General features: G+C 38.4%; 20 protein-coding genes and 1 pseudogene. 2 read left to right on the plus strand and 19 right to left on the minus strand.

Features of this window, described 5'->3' with window-relative positions; translation table 11 throughout:
• Positions 1-119: 119 nt before the first annotated feature.
• From MKZ14_RS19440 to MKZ14_RS19450, 3 genes are all read right to left on the minus strand, one after another.
• On the minus strand, positions 120-1088 hold the full coding sequence (locus tag MKZ14_RS19440; RefSeq protein WP_312126578.1) for a tRNA-dihydrouridine synthase: 969 nt from the start codon (positions 1086-1088) through the stop codon (positions 120-122).
• A gap of 286 nt (positions 1089-1374) precedes the next feature.
• Positions 1375-2358, minus strand: a complete 984-nt coding sequence (locus MKZ14_RS19445; RefSeq protein ID WP_312126576.1) for a bile acid:sodium symporter family protein — start codon at positions 2356-2358, stop codon at positions 1375-1377.
• A gap of 11 nt (positions 2359-2369) precedes the next feature.
• Positions 2370-3755: an FAD-linked oxidase C-terminal domain-containing protein gene (locus MKZ14_RS19450; protein WP_333004994.1), complete on the minus strand. Its 1386-nt coding sequence runs from the start codon at positions 3753-3755 to the stop codon at positions 2370-2372.
• A 224-nt stretch (positions 3756-3979) separates the two neighbouring features.
• On the opposite strand from MKZ14_RS19450, the gene MKZ14_RS19455 reads away from it, so the two are divergent.
• Entirely contained in the window at positions 3980-4705 is a 726-nt protein-coding gene (locus MKZ14_RS19455) for a FadR/GntR family transcriptional regulator (protein WP_339280361.1), read from the plus strand.
• A gap of 343 nt (positions 4706-5048) precedes the next feature.
• Here the strand turns inward: MKZ14_RS19455 and MKZ14_RS19460 are convergent, their stop codons facing one another.
• The 10 genes and pseudogenes from MKZ14_RS19460 to MKZ14_RS19505 all read right to left on the minus strand — a co-directional run bounded on the left by MKZ14_RS19460 (position 5049) and on the right by MKZ14_RS19505 (position 13768).
• Positions 5049-5933 (minus strand): hypothetical protein, encoded by an 885-nt coding sequence (locus tag MKZ14_RS19460; protein ID WP_339280362.1) that lies wholly within the window; start codon positions 5931-5933, stop codon positions 5049-5051.
• A 24-nt stretch (positions 5934-5957) separates the two neighbouring features.
• On the minus strand, positions 5958-6302 hold the full coding sequence (locus MKZ14_RS19465) for a hypothetical protein (RefSeq protein ID WP_327868559.1): 345 nt from the start codon (positions 6300-6302) through the stop codon (positions 5958-5960).
• A 17-nt stretch (positions 6303-6319) separates the two neighbouring features.
• Positions 6320-7213, minus strand: coding sequence for a hypothetical protein (locus MKZ14_RS19470; protein WP_339280363.1), 894 nt, complete (start codon positions 7211-7213; stop codon positions 6320-6322).
• Positions 7214-7305: 92 nt separating this feature from the next.
• Complete coding sequence (locus MKZ14_RS19475; RefSeq protein WP_339280364.1) at positions 7306-8283, minus strand: hypothetical protein; 978 nt, start codon at positions 8281-8283, stop codon at positions 7306-7308.
• A gap of 53 nt (positions 8284-8336) precedes the next feature.
• A complete protein-coding gene (locus MKZ14_RS19480; protein WP_312126561.1) occupies positions 8337-9542 on the minus strand; it encodes a hypothetical protein in 1206 nt (401 codons plus the stop codon).
• 114 nt (positions 9543-9656) lie between these two features.
• Positions 9657-10870, minus strand: a pseudogene (locus MKZ14_RS19485) (recombinase family protein); the annotation flags it as partial.
• Positions 10871-11238: 368 nt separating this feature from the next.
• Positions 11239-11673 (minus strand): DUF4406 domain-containing protein, encoded by a 435-nt coding sequence (locus tag MKZ14_RS19490; RefSeq protein ID WP_312126559.1) that lies wholly within the window; start codon positions 11671-11673, stop codon positions 11239-11241.
• A complete protein-coding gene (locus MKZ14_RS19495; RefSeq protein WP_100330393.1) occupies positions 11673-12425 on the minus strand; it encodes a phage antirepressor KilAC domain-containing protein in 753 nt (250 codons plus the stop codon). Before MKZ14_RS19495 ends, MKZ14_RS19490 begins: the two co-directional genes overlap by 1 nt.
• A 385-nt stretch (positions 12426-12810) precedes the next feature.
• Positions 12811-13029, minus strand: a complete 219-nt coding sequence (locus tag MKZ14_RS19500) for a hypothetical protein (protein WP_000658732.1) — start codon at positions 13027-13029, stop codon at positions 12811-12813.
• A 25-nt stretch (positions 13030-13054) separates the two neighbouring features.
• Positions 13055-13768 (minus strand): GAP family protein, encoded by a 714-nt coding sequence (locus tag MKZ14_RS19505; RefSeq protein ID WP_015926217.1) that lies wholly within the window; start codon positions 13766-13768, stop codon positions 13055-13057.
• Between the two features lie 103 nt (positions 13769-13871).
• Between MKZ14_RS19505 and MKZ14_RS19510 the strand changes: the two genes are divergently transcribed.
• The gene (locus MKZ14_RS19510; protein WP_339280365.1) at positions 13872-14471 is read left to right on the plus strand and encodes a TetR/AcrR family transcriptional regulator; all 600 of its coding nucleotides are present in this window, start codon (positions 13872-13874) and stop codon (positions 14469-14471) included.
• 284 nt (positions 14472-14755) lie between these two features.
• Here the strand turns inward: MKZ14_RS19510 and MKZ14_RS19515 are convergent, their stop codons facing one another.
• The 6 genes from MKZ14_RS19515 to MKZ14_RS19540 all read right to left on the minus strand — a co-directional run bounded on the left by MKZ14_RS19515 (position 14756) and on the right by MKZ14_RS19540 (position 19541).
• Positions 14756-16690, minus strand: coding sequence for a DNA polymerase (locus tag MKZ14_RS19515; RefSeq protein ID WP_339280366.1), 1935 nt, complete (start codon positions 16688-16690; stop codon positions 14756-14758).
• Positions 16691-16762: 72 nt separating this feature from the next.
• Positions 16763-17311 (minus strand): DUF2815 family protein, encoded by a 549-nt coding sequence (locus MKZ14_RS19520; RefSeq protein WP_339280367.1) that lies wholly within the window; start codon positions 17309-17311, stop codon positions 16763-16765.
• Positions 17304-18452, minus strand: a complete 1149-nt coding sequence (locus tag MKZ14_RS19525; protein ID WP_339280368.1) for a DUF2800 domain-containing protein — start codon at positions 18450-18452, stop codon at positions 17304-17306. The genes MKZ14_RS19520 and MKZ14_RS19525 overlap by 8 nt, the downstream gene beginning before the upstream one ends.
• Positions 18445-18768, minus strand: coding sequence for a hypothetical protein (locus MKZ14_RS19530; RefSeq protein ID WP_061129968.1), 324 nt, complete (start codon positions 18766-18768; stop codon positions 18445-18447). Before MKZ14_RS19530 ends, MKZ14_RS19525 begins: the two co-directional genes overlap by 8 nt.
• Positions 18743-18961, minus strand: coding sequence for a hypothetical protein (locus tag MKZ14_RS19535; protein WP_061129967.1), 219 nt, complete (start codon positions 18959-18961; stop codon positions 18743-18745). The genes MKZ14_RS19530 and MKZ14_RS19535 overlap by 26 nt, the downstream gene beginning before the upstream one ends.
• Positions 18962-19007: 46 nt before the next feature.
• Complete coding sequence (locus tag MKZ14_RS19540) at positions 19008-19541, minus strand: sigma-70 family RNA polymerase sigma factor (protein WP_339280369.1); 534 nt, start codon at positions 19539-19541, stop codon at positions 19008-19010.
• Positions 19542-19544: the final 3 nt, after the last annotated feature.

Below are 19544 nucleotides of genomic sequence, written 5' to 3' on the forward strand. Positions count from 1 at the left end.
TGACTTTATTTCAAATCTACATTGAAAGGAGCAAAGAAAAGGAAATCTCATCCCCTACTCTTTGCTCCTACTTCTACTGTTATTTACTTGACTTTATTGGTAGTTCCATCATTTCATTGTCATTCAATATTGTTTGATTCAAAGTTGTCCAGCAATGCACGCACTTCATCCGTTGATTTTGTGTTCATCAATTGACTTCTTAATTCGCCAGCTCCTCGGAATCCTTTGACATAAATTTTGAAGAAGCGATGAAGCCCTGTAATGGAACGTGGTAGTTCTTCCGCATATTGATCTTGAAGATCGAGCTGCAGTCTTAAAAGATTAAGATACTCTTTACTGCTATGCTCTTTTGGCTCTTTTTCAAAAGCAAATGGATTTTTAAAAATACCTCTCCCAATCATCACGCCATCAATACCATATTGTTCAGCTAGCTGCAATCCCTTTTGACGGTCAGGAATATCTCCATTGATTGTTAGTAGTGTATTTGGTGCAATACGGTCACGTAACTTTTTGATTTCCGGGATAAGCTCCCAATGCGCATCTACTAGGCTCATTTCCTTTCTTGTTCGTAGATGAATCGAAAGGTTCGCTATATCCTGCTTTAAAATATGCGTTAGCCACTCTTCCCACTCATTTACATCCTTGTAGCCAAGTCGCGTTTTCACGCTAACAGGCAGTCCGCCCGCTTTTGCTGCTTGAATTAATTCTGCCGCCACATCTGGTCGGAGAATTAGGCCACTCCCCTTCCCTCTTGAAGCTACATTCGGTACAGGGCAGCCCATGTTAATATCAATGCCTTTAAAACCTAGCTCTGCCATGCCAATACTCATTTCACGGAAATACTCGGGATTATCTCCCCAAATATGTGCCACCATTGGCTGCTCATCTTCTGTAAAGAGCAAACGGCCACGCACACTTTTCTTTCCCTCAGGATGACAATAGCTATCCGAATTTGTAAACTCAGTAAAAAATACATCTGGTCGACCTGCTTCACTTACGACGTGACGAAAAACAACATCCGTCACATCTTCCATCGGTGCAAGCACAAAAAAAGGCCGTGGTAAATCGCGCCAAAAATTATCTATCATGTTAATTCCAAATCCTCTCACTATGGACATATCGCCAAACTCTCAGTCAAAAAATATAAAATATTACATTTGCCTCATTACCTAATACAAATAGAAGTATTATTTATGAAGAGCAATGTAATTATCAACAAGGTTTATTTTAACGAAAATCCGTCCTAAATGATATTTTAAAAAACAAAAAGCAGATGGTATAGATTGTTTCTATCTCATCTACTTTTATTATACCTAATTTTCATTTCTATATTTTTTCAAATAAATCCATTGTAAACATTGGATAATTATCATCCTACATTTGAGTTCTGCCGTTCTCTTCTTGTATCTGTTTTTTATGGTGTACCTCTGATCTCTCTGGTTTTTTCGACCAATAAGTAGCGAGAATCGGACCAGAAATATTATGCCAAACAGCCCCAAGTACACTAGGTAAGGCGGCTAAAGGACCGAAGTGGGCAGTGGCTAACGCTACACCTAGACCAGAGTTTTGCATTCCAACTTCAATAGAAATAGCTCTTCGATTGCTTTCATCAAGACCTAATACACGAGCTGTTAGATAACCAAATAACAATCCGAATGCATTATGAAGCACTACAGCTGCAAAAATAATGGAGCCTGCCGAAGCGATGGTATTGACATTACCAGCAACAACAGCAGAAACAATAATCATAATAGCAACTACTGAAATAAGAGGAATCACATTAATACTTTTTTCTACGATTTGAGGAGCAACTCTTCTTATAACTATCCCTAGGATAATAGGGATAATGATTACTTGTATAATTGAAGTAAACATTGCTATTGGATCAACTGGCATCCATTTACCCGCAAGTAATAATAGGATGAGTGGTGTGGCAATTGGAGCTAATAATGTCGAAAAGGAGGTCATTGTGATGGACAAAGGTACATTTCCTTTAGCTAAATACACCATGACGTTTGAAGCAGTTCCACCTGGCACAGATCCAAGAAGGACTAGCCCTGCAGCTAATTCTGCTGGCAAGTTCATTATATAAGCAATTAAAAAAGCGGAAAGTGGCATGATAACATATTGAGCACATACACCAATAATGACTGGTACAGGATTCGTTATAACCAATTTAAAATCTACTGCTTTTAACGTCAGACCCATGCCAAACATAACAATGCCTAACAAAATCGTGATATACCCTCCAAATATTAAAAAGGGCTCCGGAGCTATAAAGGCAATAACAGCAATACAAATAACCCAGATGGCAAAATATTTTCCAGCTATCGTACTAATCGCTTCTAAAATTTTCATATTTCCACTCCCTATATTTTTATTTTCAATATTTTATTCGGATTGAAAAGTGTGTCAGGATCAAGTGCTTGTTTAATCTTTTCCATCACAAGAAGTGCTTTACCGTGTTCTTTCTCTTGATATTTCTGCTTACCAATGCCCACACCATGTTCTCCTGTGCAAGTTCCTCCTCGTTCTAGTGCATACATCACAATCAACTCATTTAATTCATCAGCTTTCTTTATTTCCTTTGGATCATTCATATCAATCATTAATAGTACATGGAAATTTCCATCACCAACATGTCCAACAACCCCACCTGTAAGCGCTAACATATCAAGTGCTTCTCTTGCATGTTCAATAGCACCTGCTAGCTCGGATATCGGTAAGCAAACATCGGTTACCATTAGTTTTTTTCCTGGATGTCCATGGACATAGGCGTAAGCTAAATTATGGCGAGCTTCCCATAGCTGATTTCGGGCTGCATTATCCATCTCAAATTCAATATTTTTGCAATTATGAGCCGCTACAATCTCTTTCATAAATTCTACATCCTGCCTTAAGCCAGCCTCATTTCCCTCAAATTCCAAAAATAAGGTTGGTTGTTCCTCATAAGCTGTTTGACTATACAAGTTCACTTGTTTCATTGAAGGTTCATCTACAAGTTCAACTCTTGCAATGGGAATTGCCGCTTGTAGAATACTCACAACTCCTTCCACAGCATCATTCACTGTTTTGAAGGACGCCCTAGCAGCCATTACACATTCAGGAATACCATAAACTCTTAACGTCAACTCAGTAAAACAACCAAGTGTTCCCTCTGACCCAACAAAGAGACCGTTTAAATGATAGCCCGATGAAGATTTCTCTGCTAAATTCCCTGTATGAATCACTGTTCCATCTGACAGAACAACCTCTAAATCTCGAACTTGATCGCGCATAGTTCCATATTTAACAGATGTTGTCCCACTAGCATTTGTTGCGGCCATTCCTCCAATTGTCGCATCTGCTCCTGGGTCTACAGAGAAAAATAATCCATATTTCTTCAACTCTTTATTCAACTGAGAACGTGTCACCCCAGGTTGAACTTTCACAAGAAAGTCCTTCTCTCTAACTTCTACTATTCTGTTCATGAGTGAAAAATCAATCGTTATCCCATGATTATAAGGAATCACATGTCCTTCTAAGCTTGTGCCTCTTCCAAATGGCACTATTGGTACTTTGTATTGATTTGCTATGTTCATTATCCTACACACTTCTTCCGTCTTTGTCGGAAACACCACAATATCGGGTAGACTGGCACTATGATAGGATTCATCACTGCTATGCTGTTCTAAAATCGTTTGATTGATTGTCACCTCAATTTCTGGAAGAACTCTACGTAGGGCCATCACCAATTCTTCATTTGTAGTAATCATTTTTTCCTTCCCCTTTTGCTCTCATAGTATTTGGATGTTTAATTGATAAATTTATATGTCATACCAATTTTCCGTATTCTTAAAATTGGTCCAACCTTTTTACATTGTACTAAATATTCAGAAAATATCAACTATTAATTTTTTTCGTAAATTGATAAACATGCTGTATTTCTGTATGATTAAAGCGTTTATAGTACTATGTATTTAAGGTGGTGAGATAGATAATGCCTCAACCAAAGAAAAAAGCGTATCAGGTAATCGTTGATCAAATAAAGGAATATTTTTTAAATGGTGAATTACAGCCTGGGGATAAACTCCCGACAGAAAGAGAATTAGCGAGTCGTTTTAATGTAAGTCGAACATCGGTAAGAGAGGCACTTCGAAAGCTTGAAATAAAGGGATTTATTGAAATTAAACAAGGCAGTGGTAGCTTTATTAAAACAGCAGAATCCCATACTTTAGGTGAAGAGCTTTCTTCTACAATTATAAATACTGAAAAAAAATTAATTTATGAAATGTTGGAGCTTCGCCAAGCACTTGAAGTAGAATGTGCATTTTTAGCTTCACGACGAGCTACTTCTATAGACTTAGAACGAATTAGTGAAGCATTAGACATGATGGATCAAGGTAAAAATGATGTAGAATTAGGAATTCAAGCAGACCTAAGTTTCCATCATAATATTGTACTCGCCTCACATAACTCAATATTTTTACAATTATTTCAAACCCTTAGCGAGCATATGAAGGACACAATCCGAGCTACCCGCAGACAACGCTTGGAAGATCCAGAACGAGCGCAAGAAACCATCGATGAACATAAAAAAATTTACTTAGCCATTGCTTCTGGAGATGCGAACCAAGCCAAGCAACTCATGGAAAACCATATCACGCAAATAAGACGAGAATTGACAGAGTCTCTTTTAAGTCATATTGGAGAAAAAAACAATTAAACTAGAGATACGCATGGATGATATGTAGCATATTGAAATTAACGGAAAAAACTCGGATTCGTATTTGATCGAATCCGAGTTTTTATTGATAAACAAATAAGAAAAAATATTTTTACTGAAATACGTCCTAAAACGTAATTTTTATATTGTGTAGGTAGTTGAGTAATGTGTTACTCGTTTAATTTCAACCATGCTACTGCTTCACAATGGCTAGAGAGGACAGAATTGATGTCATTTGAGTATGTCTGTTCTCGGAAACATATCCACTGAGTTTTTGGCACTATCGGTAGACGGGAACATATCAACAGTTTTAGGTTTCTTGGGAATATATCAACGTTAAGCCTTATTTGTTATGCAATTCACGGTCGCTCAGCCAATCTTGGAATACCGGATAGTCTTTGATTTTGTCTGCCTTATTTTTTAGGTTCTCAACGATTTTTCCCATTTGTTTTTCACTTATGGAATTCGAGGCAGACTGAGTTGTTTTTAGGATGTTCATGAATTCGTTTCCGACTACACTGGTTATTAGCTGGTCTTTTGCTTCTATACTGCCAATACCGTTTAAAATTTGTGTTCTTTCCCATTTTTCCTGGCTGCCTTTTTTATAAAGGGTAATGAGTACGATACCCATCATATTCGTGATAGTTCCATATGTGCCATCATCCTCGTAGCAAAAGGTATAGCTGATTATGCCCCTGTGGAATGTTACATGTGGTCTTAACTCAGCCATCTCAGTATTACCTGTGATTTCCCTTATCTCATCAAAGAAAAATATGTGATGCTCAATGGCTTCGATATCGTTTCGGCTGTTAAGCAAATAGTCTTTCATAATCTTTTCACAAGATATTAAGTGTTCCAAGGCATCAATGCCGACCACATGGTTTTCTACGAAGTCGATCAGATCTAAGTAAAGGCTTCTCCAGCTCAAGGATGTGAGGAAATAAAAAAGCTTGCTGTCATAATCAAATTTCGTCTTTTCCTTTTTTATGTATGGATGAAAGAGAGTGTTTGCAAAGTACGTCTCTTTTTCACTGAATAAATCCTCGCAGCTCCCGCAGAGCATATAATGCTTTTCGCTATCCTGGGCAGGGATATTCGGGTTTTCAGAATTTCTTATGTTACCTGCGGCGGTTTTTTTAAGCGTCCGCATAACCATTTTCGGAACGATGTGGCTCAACTCCAAGTTTGTCTCTGCACCACATAGAGCACACTTTTTAAATTTATACATCACATCATCACCACCTTAAACAAATTAAATACCCTTATTAATAGCATCAAACAATTTAGCTGGTGATAATTTGCTTAGCTCCCTATTGTCAGCTAATGCACGTTTAGCTTTTTTGTGTATAAACATATCAGCGTCATGTTCTTCAAAACCTTTTTCTAAAATCATATATTGATACAATTCTCTACAGGGATACAACATGAACTTTTCATTACGAAACGCATTAGTTGCTTCCTCTCTATCTGCATCACATACCTTCATCAATACCCGCAGAATTTCTTCATCCTTAACTTTTGCTTCATACAAAGCAGCCGTTACAAGTTTTATTTCATTGCTTCTAGCTCGGCGTTCTTCCAATGACCCCAAATACATATTCATTCCTCCCGTATTTAACCCCATGTCTTAGACTTAAGAAGTTCAGCAATTTCCGGTGTTTCAGGTAACTGCTCAGTCTCAAGAATCTGGGACAAATCAAAAACTCGTGTACCCATTGGTGCTCTAGGTGTTATCTTCTTAAAGTCTGTTTCATAAAATTTATCAACAAAGAAATATCGATTTGCAGACAGTACATATCCATAATTTCTCCCATCTTCAATGGCCTTGCGGATTTGCTGCTTCCTATTGTCTGAAAGTTCTCCAAGTTCAGCCTTATACTCAATGCCATCTTCCGTAGTTACTGCTGTAATGATTGCAGAGATTTTTCCAACAGCCCTCACACTTTTTTCTTTATACAGCCCAAGATAGTCATGTGCACTAAATCCACGTTCAATATTATCATAGTAAAGATTTTCACTAACATTAAAATTAAATGTGGTACCTGCCAGTTGCACTCTCATACGCTTCCACGAATCTGAAACGATAATTAACTTGTCGTTATAGCAGTAATTCAGGTAATCGTCCAGAACCTCTTGCATTTCATAATCTCTTTCATCAATAACATCTCGTATCGCATCAATAATCTCTTCGAAGGTAGTATTAACGTGCATTACCGGATAAGTCTGTGTGGCGTTATATGCCTTCAAATGCTCTTCGAACTCTATTTTCTTTTCTGATTTCATCAACTCAGGTGCCAAAGTTATCATAACTTTATATTTTTCATCACTGAAAGACTTCAAATGGCGCAGCAACTGATCTGTATAAAACCAGTCAGACATTTTCGTCTCAACAACAATTTTGAAACTCTCCTGTGTGATAGTAGCATCCGGAATACTTTCGACATTTTTTTCCTGTAAATTAAAAACTATCTCTGGTTCAAAGGAGCCAGAAAAGAACTCGGATTTCAAAAATCTTGTCTGAAGAATATGAATAAAGCCGTAACAATAGCAACATTTTCTTTCTCATGATATCTCTGGAAATAATGAATCTTCATAACTATTTATCTCCTCTTTTTTCCGTAGTTCTTTGGGAAGTAATCCTTACCAAGTAGCCAAACATACTGGTCAATTTCCTTAAGGTTATATTTACCCAAATTATAGAAAGTGCGGAAATCAATCAGTATACCTTTGAATTTGATATAGTCCTTCAAATCACTATCCTGAAAACTCGAGAAACTATCACGAATTCTAAAATAGCGAAGTACCTCATCAACGTAGCTGTCATAAATCGGATAATCCAGTGGATTGTGATGGCTACAATACTTTGTGGCAAAAGAGTAAAAATTCTTCTCCGCATCGCCGATAGTTACATACTGGATATCTCGAACTAGGGTAACATCACCAGCTTTAAGTCTTGAATCAATATCCAGAGCGCATATGTGCTTAGCCACCGGATAGATTGAGAAAATATTTGTACTATAAAAGTCGTTAAGAGTTGATGCCTTCAAAAGAACATCGATAATGTCTGTATTCTTTGGGCATAGCTCAAAGAACAGTTTATTAAGTGCATCCTCCTGCAGGTGGTAGTTCTCAAGACCATCCCACTTAGCAAGATAAAACTCAACCTGCTCAATTGATGGATCAGGAACATCAACATCCATTTTCTTCTTACGTGTATATGTACGATTAGCAGTATTTTCCTGACCTGGTGTTGATTGTTCAGCAGTTCCATCAGAGTCTAAGAATAAACGGAACCTTCTTAAGTGAGACAAGTAACTATTAACAAGTGATTTAACATTGCCGGTCGAATTCTCAGAAAGAGCCTTTATTAATGCATTTTTTGCTTCATTCTCAAAATCAGTGGCAGTCACTGCATTCCAGAACAGGTCTTTGCTCCCTTTTCTCCAAAGGTAGAATGTGTCTGTGTAAGCAGTATTGACTGTTGGTTTTGAAATGTTCTGGCCATGTAGGAAGTTCCTATATAAAGCACGCAATTCATCATATGGTAAAGCTTTCATTTTATTAATATCCAAAATCATACCTCCTTTACCCGATACCACTTAATCTTTCAAGCCACTTCAATTAATCATTTTCATAAAAAATATTTACTCGTTGTTTTTATGTTGAGTAATTCTTCTTTGTCTTGTTCTGTTAACAAATCATCTGGATGTTTACTAGAATCCTGAATCCAATTAGCCTTATCCGTAGCCCATTCATATTCATCTGTTGTTTCATCCAGCTCAGCAGAAATGTATTCCTTTATTAGTTTCGAGTAAAAATAGTTTATCGAGTTAGTCAGCAAATCCTCAGTTTTTTTACGCTCTTTTTCTCTCCGTTCTCTAAGTAATTCCCTCTCCCGTTCTTCTACCAATCTTCTTTCTTCCTCTAGTATATGTGCCTTTTCTTCTTCATCTATAATTGGCGGAAGTGAAAATATGTATAAGAACACCTTTCTTAATAAATCTTCAGTTGTCATAGTTTGCGTTTGTTTTATTAATTTTTCATGCTTTCCCCATTTACGCCAATACAACTTATAACCTACTTCAACATTTATTTTTCCATTTGTTTCATACTTAAATGTGTTGTAACGTGAATATTCTTTATCCTCTGGCGATAATGTAACTTTTTTACAAGGGAGTCTAAATTTCGAACTGATTGTATACTTTTTATACAATACTTGTATTTCATCATATTTACTAACGATTTTTGCTCCAGCCATTTCAAGCGCTTTAAATAAACTATCAATGAAAGGTAAAACTTCTGGAATAATTTGACCCGAAGCGGAATTAATTCTTAATTTATCCTCTCTATATGATTGCGTTTTTCTGCGGTATTCCACTATTTCCTTATGGGGTTTATTGGATAAAGTCTTATTAACCTTTAATGAGTTGTATATTTTAGTTAATTTTTCTTGGTCAGATTCTAGGTCAAGAAAATAGGACGGCTTTTCCTTTTCTATCTTCTTTGTGGGTAAAGTAAAGCTCTTTTCTGCAGAGGGGCTACTGGACCTTTTTTCATTTACTGAAACTGTTATTTTTTTAGGTACCTTTGCAATTTGTTTTTTAGCTGTTTCAATGACAACTATTCGGTTATCATTTGGATTGGGTAGTGGTGGTTGAATTGGCTTCTCATTCCCCATATATAAACTGCTCCAATAAGATGCTGTAGGTAATGGAATATCATTGCTAGTACATGTATTTTTCAATTTATTATAGGGTACATTTAACTCTTTAGCTGTTTTAGTGGTACCAATAGTCCATAGCTTTTCATATAAATCTTTTCTTGAGAGTGATAGCATGATTTTTCCTCTCTTTATCCTTTGCTTCATTTTATATCTACAAAAGTTTTCGGTCAATTTGATACTCAAATAAGCCCATGTATGCATTAACATGGGCTTGGGTAGATTTATATTTCACATTTCTATTTGCCTCTCAATTCCTGATTTAAATTCAATAGTTAAATCACTGTTGTAAATTGTTACTTTCTCAATAAGAAATCTTACCAACTGCTCATCATATTCCTCCAGTTCGCAGGACTGTTCATTCAAGAAATCAGTCATTTCAGCGATTCGTTACCTTTTTCCTTCTCGCTCTGCATTTTCAACTAGTGCATTTTGCTTTAATTCTCGAAGGCGATAAATTTCATCAGCCACATTTTCATAGTCATTCTTAGACTTCGCTTGAACAAGAAGCTGTTGTTGTAATTCTTCCAATTTGCTATCAAGACCATCAATAGCATTATCATTTTCTTCATTAAATATAGTAGCTATGTTTTTCTGCAAGGTTGAGAGGAAGGGTTCTTTGTTAGCCAAAAGTTCGTTAATAGCCTTAACCACTGCTGTCTGCAAAGTTTCCTCATTTATGGTAGGGGCAGTGCATTCAGAGTCCTTTTCCTCCAAACGGCTGACGCATCGCCAAACAATTGACTTGTAGCCTCGGTTATTCCAGTGTACCCGCCGGTAAATATCACCGCACTGTCCGCAGTAAACGATACTCGATAAAGCATACTTGCAGCTGTAGACCCTTTTTTTGCCGTTCTTGCCGCCTCGAAGATTTGCTCTTCGAACTATCTCTTCTTGAACCTGCTTAAAAAGGTCTCGTGGAATGATAGGCTCATGGCTGTTTTCTACATAATACTGGGGAACGATGCCGTTATTCTTGACTCGCTTTTTAGAAAGGAAATCGACCGTATATGTCTTTTGGAGAAGGGCATCACCGATGTATTTTTCATTCTATAGTATCTTTTTCAGTGTTTCTGGTCCCCATTTAGATTTGCCTGCTGCTGTAAGTATACCGTCTGCTTCTAGTCCTCTTGCTATCTGTAAAAGGCTGGCTCCTTCAATGTACTCCCTGTAAATCCGTTTAACCACCTCAGCGCCCTCTGGATCAATCACTAGCTGTTATTTTCATCCTTGGTATATCCAAGGAATCGCTTGTGGTTGATCTGTACTTCACCTTGCTGATAGCGATACTGAATACCTAGCTTTACGTTTTGGCTTAAGGATTGGCTTTCCTGTTGGGCAAGGGATGCCACAATGGTCAACAAGACTTCACCCTTGGAATCCATGGTGTTGATATTCTCTTTCTCGAAGAATACAGCAATGTTTTTATCCTTTAACTGACGGATGGAGCAAGGGGAACGATAAGCCTGAGTCTTGGATTTTCTGGTGTGTGCTTCTGAGTGGAGTAAACGCAACATTTGAAATCGAAAAGCATACTGATTTGCTCCCAGATATCCAGTCTACCGTAATCCATATCGAGGGTAAGCAAAGAACGACACAGAACATTGCCCTTCTTTCGCCTTCCTTCTTTTAAATGTCCCTCGACAAAGCCGCCCACGTCTTTGATATCATCTTGCTGGCTTTTTTATGTTTCCGATATTCTTCTACCGTTTCTGTAGTACGTTGGGTTGTCTTTACACGGGAGCAAAAATCCTCCCAAGAGATATCTTTGTTTTCCATTTCCTATCCATCCGGCTATTGTCCACTGCAATTTTCATAAGTTTTCAACCTCCTCATGCTCCGGACTAAAATACCTGACCTTTTGTCTGCGTTTCTTGGCTACTTCAATTTCCCTCGCCATACCGCTTGAGATGGTATTACCTAGCACCCACACTTCGGAGCATTTGCCCATGAGCACAATGTCCATGAATATGGCCAGCTCCCGTTCCTCTGGGTTTTCATCATCCATAAACTGAGGAAACATATGATGGAGAGCAATCGGAATACAATTACTTTCCAAGGCAAACCTGCAAAAGCTACGGGCCTTTTCAACATTTCCATCTACATCACCGGAATAGGGAGAACAGATATATACAAGCGGCTTAAAGGCAGATTTTTTCTCTGCCTTTTCCTTTCTCATTATGTTGGTCAGTGCTTCATGGGGAGTTGGGTCATGGTATCCTTCATGGTTAAATTTGTTGATCCCCATTACACACCCTCCATTTCTATCTGAGGCAAAATACCGTCCGCCTTCATCAGTTCGTAAATGAAGAGTCTGCCTTTTTGAGTCCAATATGTATGGACCTTTGTATGCTGTTCACCGTTACTGCCAAGGTAGCTATGTGTCTTGGTGCTGGTGTAGCCTTTTTCCGCATACTTCTGATATAAAAGCCAGATGCCGCCTTGTTTAAACTGGACACCCTTTTTATTAAGATAGCGATTCATCCAAATAGCTGACTTGCCGTAATCTTTGGCAATTGCTGAGGTGGAAATGAGGTCTTTGCAATTTAAAACTACATCGTAATAGGAGACTTTCGGTTTCATTTCTGCAATTTGCTGATTCTGAACGGCAATCGTACCTTCAAGCACTTTATTTTGTTTCCTTACTTGAGTTAGCTGTTGATTAGCAATCTGAAGTGCCCTTGCCATGATTGCTTCTGGGGAATTCCATCTTCTTTCTATTTCAAGAAAGTATTGGCGACACTCTTTCCCTTTTGGAGTACGCTGTATCATGCATAGCTCTTTTGCCATGTCAATTGTTAACTGATGGTCAATGCTTGGTCTGCCTCCAGTACTTTCGCTCAAAAATGAGCTAAAGTCTGATCCTTCCTCAAATCCGTACTCACACATTCTTGGAAACCAATCTTTATAAGCGGTCTTTACTTCCAAGGCTTCATGTAAATCACGACCGAGTACGGTTGGTCGTTGATTTTCATAATTGATTTTTACTAATTCGTCCATACGAATTACCTCCTGCAATATAGTCAGAGAGGAAACCCCTCTACCTAATAGCCACAGGAGGTAATAATTGTTGAGGATTTTGAAGAAATAAATTATACATCCGGATTTTTGTTCGAAATTTGTGTATGTAAAATAGATTTAAAAGCTGATTCAGTAATTTTCTACTTTTACAAACGGACTAGATTGATGAACAAAAAATGGTAACGTAAACTGTAATAGGCCTATAGGATTTGGAGCTAATAAGAGAAGAGGAAAACAATCATTTTGGTATCATATTTTATCTATGACCTGGATGAGTAAGGTTGGTAGAGCCTCGAGGAGAATCAATTAAAATAAAAAATACAGAGCGAGAAATTCTCACTCTGTATTTTTTATTTTACATCATTCACTTATTGCTTTTACTTGATGTTATTTTACGAGTGGCTAAAGCTATGATTCCACCAACTGCAATAAATACAATGTCCAAAACGATTTCAAACCCTTGAAACGCATCAATATAATTTACTAAAAACCAACTTTTTCCCCCATTAGTCAAATGATTGATTAATCCGCCTATTCCCTGAATAATAAAAAGTAGACTGAGACCACTGATAATTTCTTTCATGATGAACACCTCTTTAATATTTTTTCTAATTTAAAATGCCTCTAAGACCGATATTAAAAAAAACTGCACCTATGACTCCTGTCGCTACCAAGAGTGAAGAGATTGGAGCTTCATTTAATTTTGACCTGATTTTAATAAGAAATTGTTGCAATCTTTCTTTAAATATAATATTAACCCCTAACAGTAATAGAGAAGGAAGCACCATTACTAGATTGTATCCAATTATTATTAAGATAGCAGGTGTAGTCTCAATTGTTTGATGATTCATTAAAAAGATTGAATAAAAGTAAGGCAATGCCGTTACAAATTCAATTAGGAAAACAATGATTCCTAGTATAATCATCCCTTTAATTGTTGTATTTTTGGGGATAAATGAAATTAAACGTTTTTTTGTAGTCTCTTTTGGTTTACTGAAGCTTATTAGAACAAGAACTGCTCCAAGTAGGATATAAAACCAATTGATAAAGTCAAACTGAGACAATTGTTCTATTCTCTTCAATAATGAATTTCCACCAAAGTAGAGTAATAAACCCGTGATGAAATAGCCTAACTGCGTGATGAATAAAAACACAAATAAACGAGAAGATAACTGATTCGGTTGTGTCAGTAATAAATAGGCTGTTACAGTCAGTACACCGGGACTTAAAATATCAATTAAAGCACACAAAGAAATAATCATTAATGCTGAAGAAATGTCTAATGATGAAGAAGGCATCAATGCTTCAATAGTTTCGATCAAACAAACTAGTCCTCCTTTAAATGTTGTGGTATTATCTATTTAACACACCGTGCTATAAAAAGATAATAACACACTGTGCTAAATAAAGGAAGTGATTTTTATAATGCCAAAAATTGTTGATCATGATGAAAAGCGCAAACAAATTGCTGAGGCTGCATGGAATATTATTAGGAAAGAAGGGGTTGAGAAAGCGTCTATACGAAGAGTTGCAGCTGAGGCAGGGATGTCTTCTGGTGCGTTAAGACATTATTTTTCAACTCAAGATGAAATGTTATTATTTATTATGAATTACTACTTAGAAGAAGGGAAAAAACGTTCTCAAAATAAAGAATGGTCAGAAAACCCAGTGCAGGCAGTAGAAGAAGTTTTATTAGAGCTAGTACCAATAGATGAAGAAAAGAAAATTGAAACGAGTGTTTGGTGGATTCTTGCATTACGTTCACTTACAAGTGATACAATAAAGGACAAAAAAGATGAAATGACGGACGGTACATATGAATTAGCAAATTCAATGATTGAAATCTTAGCTCTAAAAGGCGTATTATCAGATTCAATGAATGCAGAATTAGAAAAGAGTAGGTTAACGGCATTAATAGAGGGATTGTCGATTCATGCTTTATTAAGACCTGATGTATACTCTCCAGAAAAGGTGAAGGAAGTTATTCGTTATCATTTAAAGACACTCTGCAATAAAATCAATTAAGCTAATCGGTCGATGTATCAATTATTGTCCCATTTGTTTTTAATAGATTTAGTCTTACCCCTTGATTTATTATTAACTTTATAGAGAGAGGAGTCAAAATCGGTTCTTTCACTATATTTCTTCAAGATTCGAATTTTAACCCTTTATTCCACAAAAATGGAGCGTTTATTAAACAAACAAGATAGCACGTACCGGTCATAAAATAAGTGCTATCCTGTTTTCATTATTTAAAAATTGAAGGTCTTTTAACCTCCTCCCACACGATTATCCGATTACCAATTAATTTAATCTTTTTGATAAAACTGACACTCATAACCATCAGCACTAAGCAACAGGCCATTTGCCCATGTTGGTATCTTAGCCATCTGTTCACAGATAGCGGAAAGTGACGTCCCCATATCTGCCTCGATGATAATTTCATCGTGTACATGAGCCACAATGGAACAATTCTTTAATGTCTGCATGGCATGACACAAGATGTCACGACTGATTGCCTGAACAATATTCTCTACAAATTTGGGTCCATAGCTTTCGATTCTATCCCATTTTTTCGTCCCACCGACCCCTTCATAAGTAACCGACTCACCGCCAAACATATTCTCTCTCATACGAGGTTTCACATAGGCAAGCCGTCTGCCAGAAGGGAGGACAATGAAGAGCATTCCACTTTGATAGATAAATTTAATGCCGTGTGTCTCTGTGGGAGTTTTTTGCTTAACACAAGTTTTTACTGCTCGGTCAACATCCCACCAGAGTTTTGTGATATTGGGATTGGATTGTCTCCAAGCCGTTACAAGAGGCTGAAGTTCCTCTTCTTCAATTCCCATCTCTAAAGCCCCCATTGATTTTAATGCTCCAACAGATCCACCATAACCGAGGGCAAGTTCCGCAATTTTCCCTTTCTGTCGAAGGTGACCATTCACACCATGCTTTTCAACCGGTACATTAAACATCTGAGAGGCACTGGCACAGTAGATGTCACCGCCCTTTTGGAATACATCCATTCTCCATTTCTCACCTGCAAGCCATGCAATGACGCGAGCCTCAATCGCTGAAAAATCTGCCACAATGAACTTCATGCCATCTTGGGGTATAAAAGCTGTACGGATAAGTTCCGACAGTACCTCTGGGATAGAATCATAGAGTAAAGTAAGAGCATCAAAGTTTCCGCTTCGAACTAAAACCCGAGCCTGTTCCAAATCGGGCATATGGTTTTGGGGGAGATTTTGCAACTGAATCAGCCTGCCAGAGAATCTTCCAGTTCTATTGGCTCCGTAAAACTGAAACATTCCTCTTGCACGACCGTCACTACATACTGCATTCTCCATTGCTGTGTATTTTTTCACCGATGATTTTGCAAGTTGCTGACGAAGTTCTAAAACAGTGCCTAGTGGTTCAGGTGCTGTCTTTAACATCTCAGCAACAGCTTTTTTACCAAGGGACTCTGTTTCTAGCCCATTGTCGGCAAGCCAGTCTTTCATTTCTTGCACAGAGTTTGGATTCTCTAAATTGGTTATATCCTGCATTAAAGCCATCAGCTTTTCACGGGAATGTTCATCCATCACAACAGCCTGTTTTACGAAAGTCATGTCAATGGCAATGCCCCGATCATTGATTTTCTGGTCGAGATGATACTCCTCCCAGATGTTCTCCGGTACTTGAAACTTGGATAATCTCTGTTGTATTGACATCTCGGATTCCACATCGCGAATGTTATATGCTTTAAACCGCTCCCATTTATCCATGTCGTGTTCTGGTAAATTACGAACTCGACCACCATTTGATTTTGTAGGGGCGCACGGTGTACAAAAATATTTGATGAGGTCTTTACCCTCTGTTAGCTTTTGTTTCTCCAAACCTAGAACTGAACCGACTCCCTCCAAAGAAAGAGGTAATCCCATATATGCCGACCATATCATGGAACATTTCCAAGATGTGGGGTCAAGATATTCAGTAAGGTTAAGCCATTTTGATAGACACACACGCTCAAACATTGCATTGAAAGCCCACTTAGTAACGGAATCATTCATAAGTGCGTTTATAATTTCATCTGGGATTTCCTCCCCGCTGGCAAGGTCAACAACTTGTACTTCACCGCCATCTACCGAGTAGCCAAATAGTAGAATTTCAAAATCATCACTTTCGGCATAACGGTAAACTCCGGACTTTTGAAGATTGGTACTGCTAAATGTTTCAATATCAATAGAAATAGAATTCATGTATAACCGTCCTTTCCAATGCAAACGAGGTGGCAGAAGAACAACCTCCACCACCTCGTCTGTATTTATTCTTTATGCTAGAAAATCATCATCTTCAATAGTTGTGAAATCATCAGCCGCATTGGTTCTTCCACCTAAAGGCTCTCCATCTCTTATCTTCTGGATGTTGCCAAGACCACAAGCAACACCCTTATTGCCATTAGAGTTAAAAGCATAGAAATTTAGTGATACTCTTGCATAACAACCACTGTAAACCTCGTTGCGATCCAAGATAGGTCTGACTGCTTTATCTACTATTTGGGGTGGCGTCTTGCTGTTGGCATTTACAAAATAATGCCCTTTATAAGCCTCATCATCACGTTCTACATCACCATCACGAAGTGGCAGTTTGATAGCCGCCTTATTCGGCTTTTTACCACCAAACTGTGCAATGCCCTCTTCAATGGCTGCATCTACTGCTGCATTAATAGCATTGATGGTTTCCTTATCTGTTTTAGGAATCAATACGGATACGCTGTACTTTTCTGCTCCGCCATTGATGGATACGGGTTCCCAACCGTGAAAATAGCTAAGCCGTGTGTTGACGCTTGTAACAACCTTCGTTCTGTTTTGATTATTCATATTCCAATTCCTCCGTTATTTCGTTAAATTCGTTTTTTACGTTTGATATATTCATAGCTGGCCGCTTATCCGAAAGTGGAACCAGCGTAGGTTTGCCTGGTGGTTTATGTATGAGACCACCAAGGATTTTCTCAAATTTCGTTTTACCCATTAGCTTCTGCATTTCCGTAAGGGTAATAAGACTATGGCGGTAGATATCTTTATAGCCGCTTGCCTTGGCTGCTTCAGCCACAGCCTCTTCGTCCTTATATTTACGGATAGACCTGCCCTCGACTACCTTAAAACCGTGCCACTCTTTCCCGTGATTAACAGCAGCATCCGTGGCATAAGCAATGATTTCATTTGCCCACTTTGTAAGGTCGGACAATTTAGAAAGAACTTCCTCAATTTCAGATTCCGTAAGCAAAGGTGGCAGTTTAAATTCCATCTGTACTAATTTCAGCTTTTCTTCTGCTCTTGCACGGCATTTGACAGCCGCTCGACAGAAAGTACACCATTCACCTGGAAGATAGTCACCTTCGCCTTCATAGGCCTTCTTCGCCTTTGGCTTCAGTTCATTTTCTGCCCAGTCTTTTAATTCCTTTACCGGGATTGTCCATGTGCTGACATTTTCCCTGCGGGGTTGGAAGATGGTCATGGAAACCTCCTCGATGTCATACAGGCTATCGTAGATTTCCAAAGCACCAAGGGCATATAATTTCATCTGCGGATTATCCACCGCATCTACCAACACACCCATGCCATACTTAAAATCGATAATATGAAGCTTTTTATCTCCAATAATGATGCAGTCACCAGTTCCGAACCCCTGCGGTACATAGCAGGAAAAATCAAGACGTTGTTCAATAAGTATTAACGGGTCCGTACAGCTTTGCCTTGCCAGTTCAAGCTGCTCCATTACAAATTCCACATAGGCATCGCTGTGTTCTTCCATCTCATCGGTGTTATAAGCCGAGACGGGACGCTTACTCCTCATGTGAAGTGCTTTTTTAAGTTTATGTTCACAGAGAGCATGGGCGGCTGTACCTTCAGCGGCTGCATTGGATTCACTATTTTCAAATTCCAGTTCCAATCTCGCAGACGGAAGGCAATTAAGCCATCTATGGGACCCCGATGCTGAAAGTACTGCGTGATCACCCATTACCTAGTACCTCCGCATCTTTCAACATATCTGCATAATGTTTTGGGTCAACTTCGCTTAATTTAGAGCCACCGTACTTTTTGATAATTTCTCTCACTTGAGAAGTAAGACCGGCTTGACTCTTTTCAGCGAGTTTTGCTCTGACTTCCTCCAGAGTGATCTCCTTTTTCTTTGGCGCAGGTTTTTTTACAGGTGTAGTCGGTTCTTTTGCTTCGACAGGTTCATTGCCCGCCATTGCATCAGCAACCGCTTGTATACTGTCTGCCAAAGAGCGCATATCAGAAACCACATCAAGAAGAAGTTTGATTTTGCTCATGGTTTAATCCTCCCTCCTTAATCTCACTAATGGCGAGTTCCTTTACGGTGTCACCCGGAACAAGGATAGTCAGTTTCTGCTTATCACCTAGTAAGAAACGAAGGAAACGCTCCCTTATGGTGACATTACGACAGGAAACAATCCCGCCAGATTGTGGAGTTTTTGAAACACTGATTTTCAAATTGTGTTTCATGTTCTTCACCTCTTCCCGAGAGCGTTTATGTGTTGCCCTCTACCTATTAGCCCTGGCAAGAGGGGAAAGTTGAGGATTCCGGAAAAACTTTTTTGAAATTCTTCTTAGCTGTATCTAAACGATGTGAAATGGCACTTTTACTAACACCCTCACGCTCTGCATACTCAGTCATTGTCATGCCATCAAGATATACAGCAATAAAAGGTTCTGAATGTTTTGGCTTAAGAATGGCACGAATAATCTCACAGTAATATTCGTACTCATCTTTTTTATCCCGAGCCACTTCATCGGTGTTATCTGGGAAATAGTCCATATGATCCGTTGCATCCTCAGATTCATCATCTTTGCGGAATGGTTTTTTTGACATCCCTCTGTGTCTGTCAAATTTATGCCAGTTATTGTACTCAGGCTTGTTGAAACGCTCGTCCATAATCTCCTGCGGTGAACGGCGAGTCACAGCTCCCTTATCTTCGGCACAGGATAACCTGTCCTCATAGTCCATATCAATCATTACAGTGCAGTCCTCGTCTGGTACCTCCAAATAGGTAGGTTTGTTGTCGTACATAATTCTAATTTTCATTTT

Source organism: Lysinibacillus sp. FSL P2-0066, from assembly GCF_037969495.1.
In the GTDB taxonomy this organism is placed as follows: Bacteria; Bacillota; Bacilli; order Bacillales_A; family Planococcaceae; genus Lysinibacillus; species Lysinibacillus boronitolerans.

Excerpts from the sequence above, each read along its gene's own strand:
- MKZ14_RS19440 (WP_312126578.1), bottom strand. The coding sequence starts at position 1,088 with ATGATAGATAATTTTTGGCGCGATTTACCACGGCCTTTTTTTGTGCTT.
- MKZ14_RS19445 (WP_312126576.1), bottom strand. The coding sequence starts at position 2,358 with ATGAAAATTTTAGAAGCGATTAGTACGATAGCTGGAAAATATTTTGCC.
- MKZ14_RS19450 (WP_333004994.1), bottom strand. The coding sequence starts at position 3,755 with ATGATTACTACAAATGAAGAATTGGTGATGGCCCTACGTAGAGTTCTT.
- MKZ14_RS19455 (WP_339280361.1), top strand. The coding sequence starts at position 3,980 with ATGCCTCAACCAAAGAAAAAAGCGTATCAGGTAATCGTTGATCAAATA.
- MKZ14_RS19460 (WP_339280362.1), bottom strand. The coding sequence starts at position 5,933 with ATGTATAAATTTAAAAAGTGTGCTCTATGTGGTGCAGAGACAAACTTG.
- MKZ14_RS19465 (WP_327868559.1), bottom strand. The coding sequence starts at position 6,302 with ATGTATTTGGGGTCATTGGAAGAACGCCGAGCTAGAAGCAATGAAATA.
- MKZ14_RS19475 (WP_339280364.1), bottom strand. The coding sequence starts at position 8,283 with ATGATTTTGGATATTAATAAAATGAAAGCTTTACCATATGATGAATTG.
- MKZ14_RS19480 (WP_312126561.1), bottom strand. The coding sequence starts at position 9,542 with ATGCTATCACTCTCAAGAAAAGATTTATATGAAAAGCTATGGACTATT.
- MKZ14_RS19490 (WP_312126559.1), bottom strand. The coding sequence starts at position 11,673 with ATGGGGATCAACAAATTTAACCATGAAGGATACCATGACCCAACTCCC.
- MKZ14_RS19495 (WP_100330393.1), bottom strand. The coding sequence starts at position 12,425 with ATGGACGAATTAGTAAAAATCAATTATGAAAATCAACGACCAACCGTA.
- MKZ14_RS19500 (WP_000658732.1), bottom strand. The coding sequence starts at position 13,029 with ATGAAAGAAATTATCAGTGGTCTCAGTCTACTTTTTATTATTCAGGGA.
- MKZ14_RS19510 (WP_339280365.1), top strand. The coding sequence starts at position 13,872 with ATGCCAAAAATTGTTGATCATGATGAAAAGCGCAAACAAATTGCTGAG.
- MKZ14_RS19515 (WP_339280366.1), bottom strand. The coding sequence starts at position 16,690 with ATGAATTCTATTTCTATTGATATTGAAACATTTAGCAGTACCAATCTT.
- MKZ14_RS19520 (WP_339280367.1), bottom strand. The coding sequence starts at position 17,311 with ATGAATAATCAAAACAGAACGAAGGTTGTTACAAGCGTCAACACACGG.
- MKZ14_RS19525 (WP_339280368.1), bottom strand. The coding sequence starts at position 18,452 with ATGGGTGATCACGCAGTACTTTCAGCATCGGGGTCCCATAGATGGCTT.
- MKZ14_RS19530 (WP_061129968.1), bottom strand. The coding sequence starts at position 18,768 with ATGAGCAAAATCAAACTTCTTCTTGATGTGGTTTCTGATATGCGCTCT.
- MKZ14_RS19535 (WP_061129967.1), bottom strand. The coding sequence starts at position 18,961 with ATGAAACACAATTTGAAAATCAGTGTTTCAAAAACTCCACAATCTGGC.
- MKZ14_RS19540 (WP_339280369.1), bottom strand. The coding sequence starts at position 19,541 with ATGAAAATTAGAATTATGTACGACAACAAACCTACCTATTTGGAGGTA.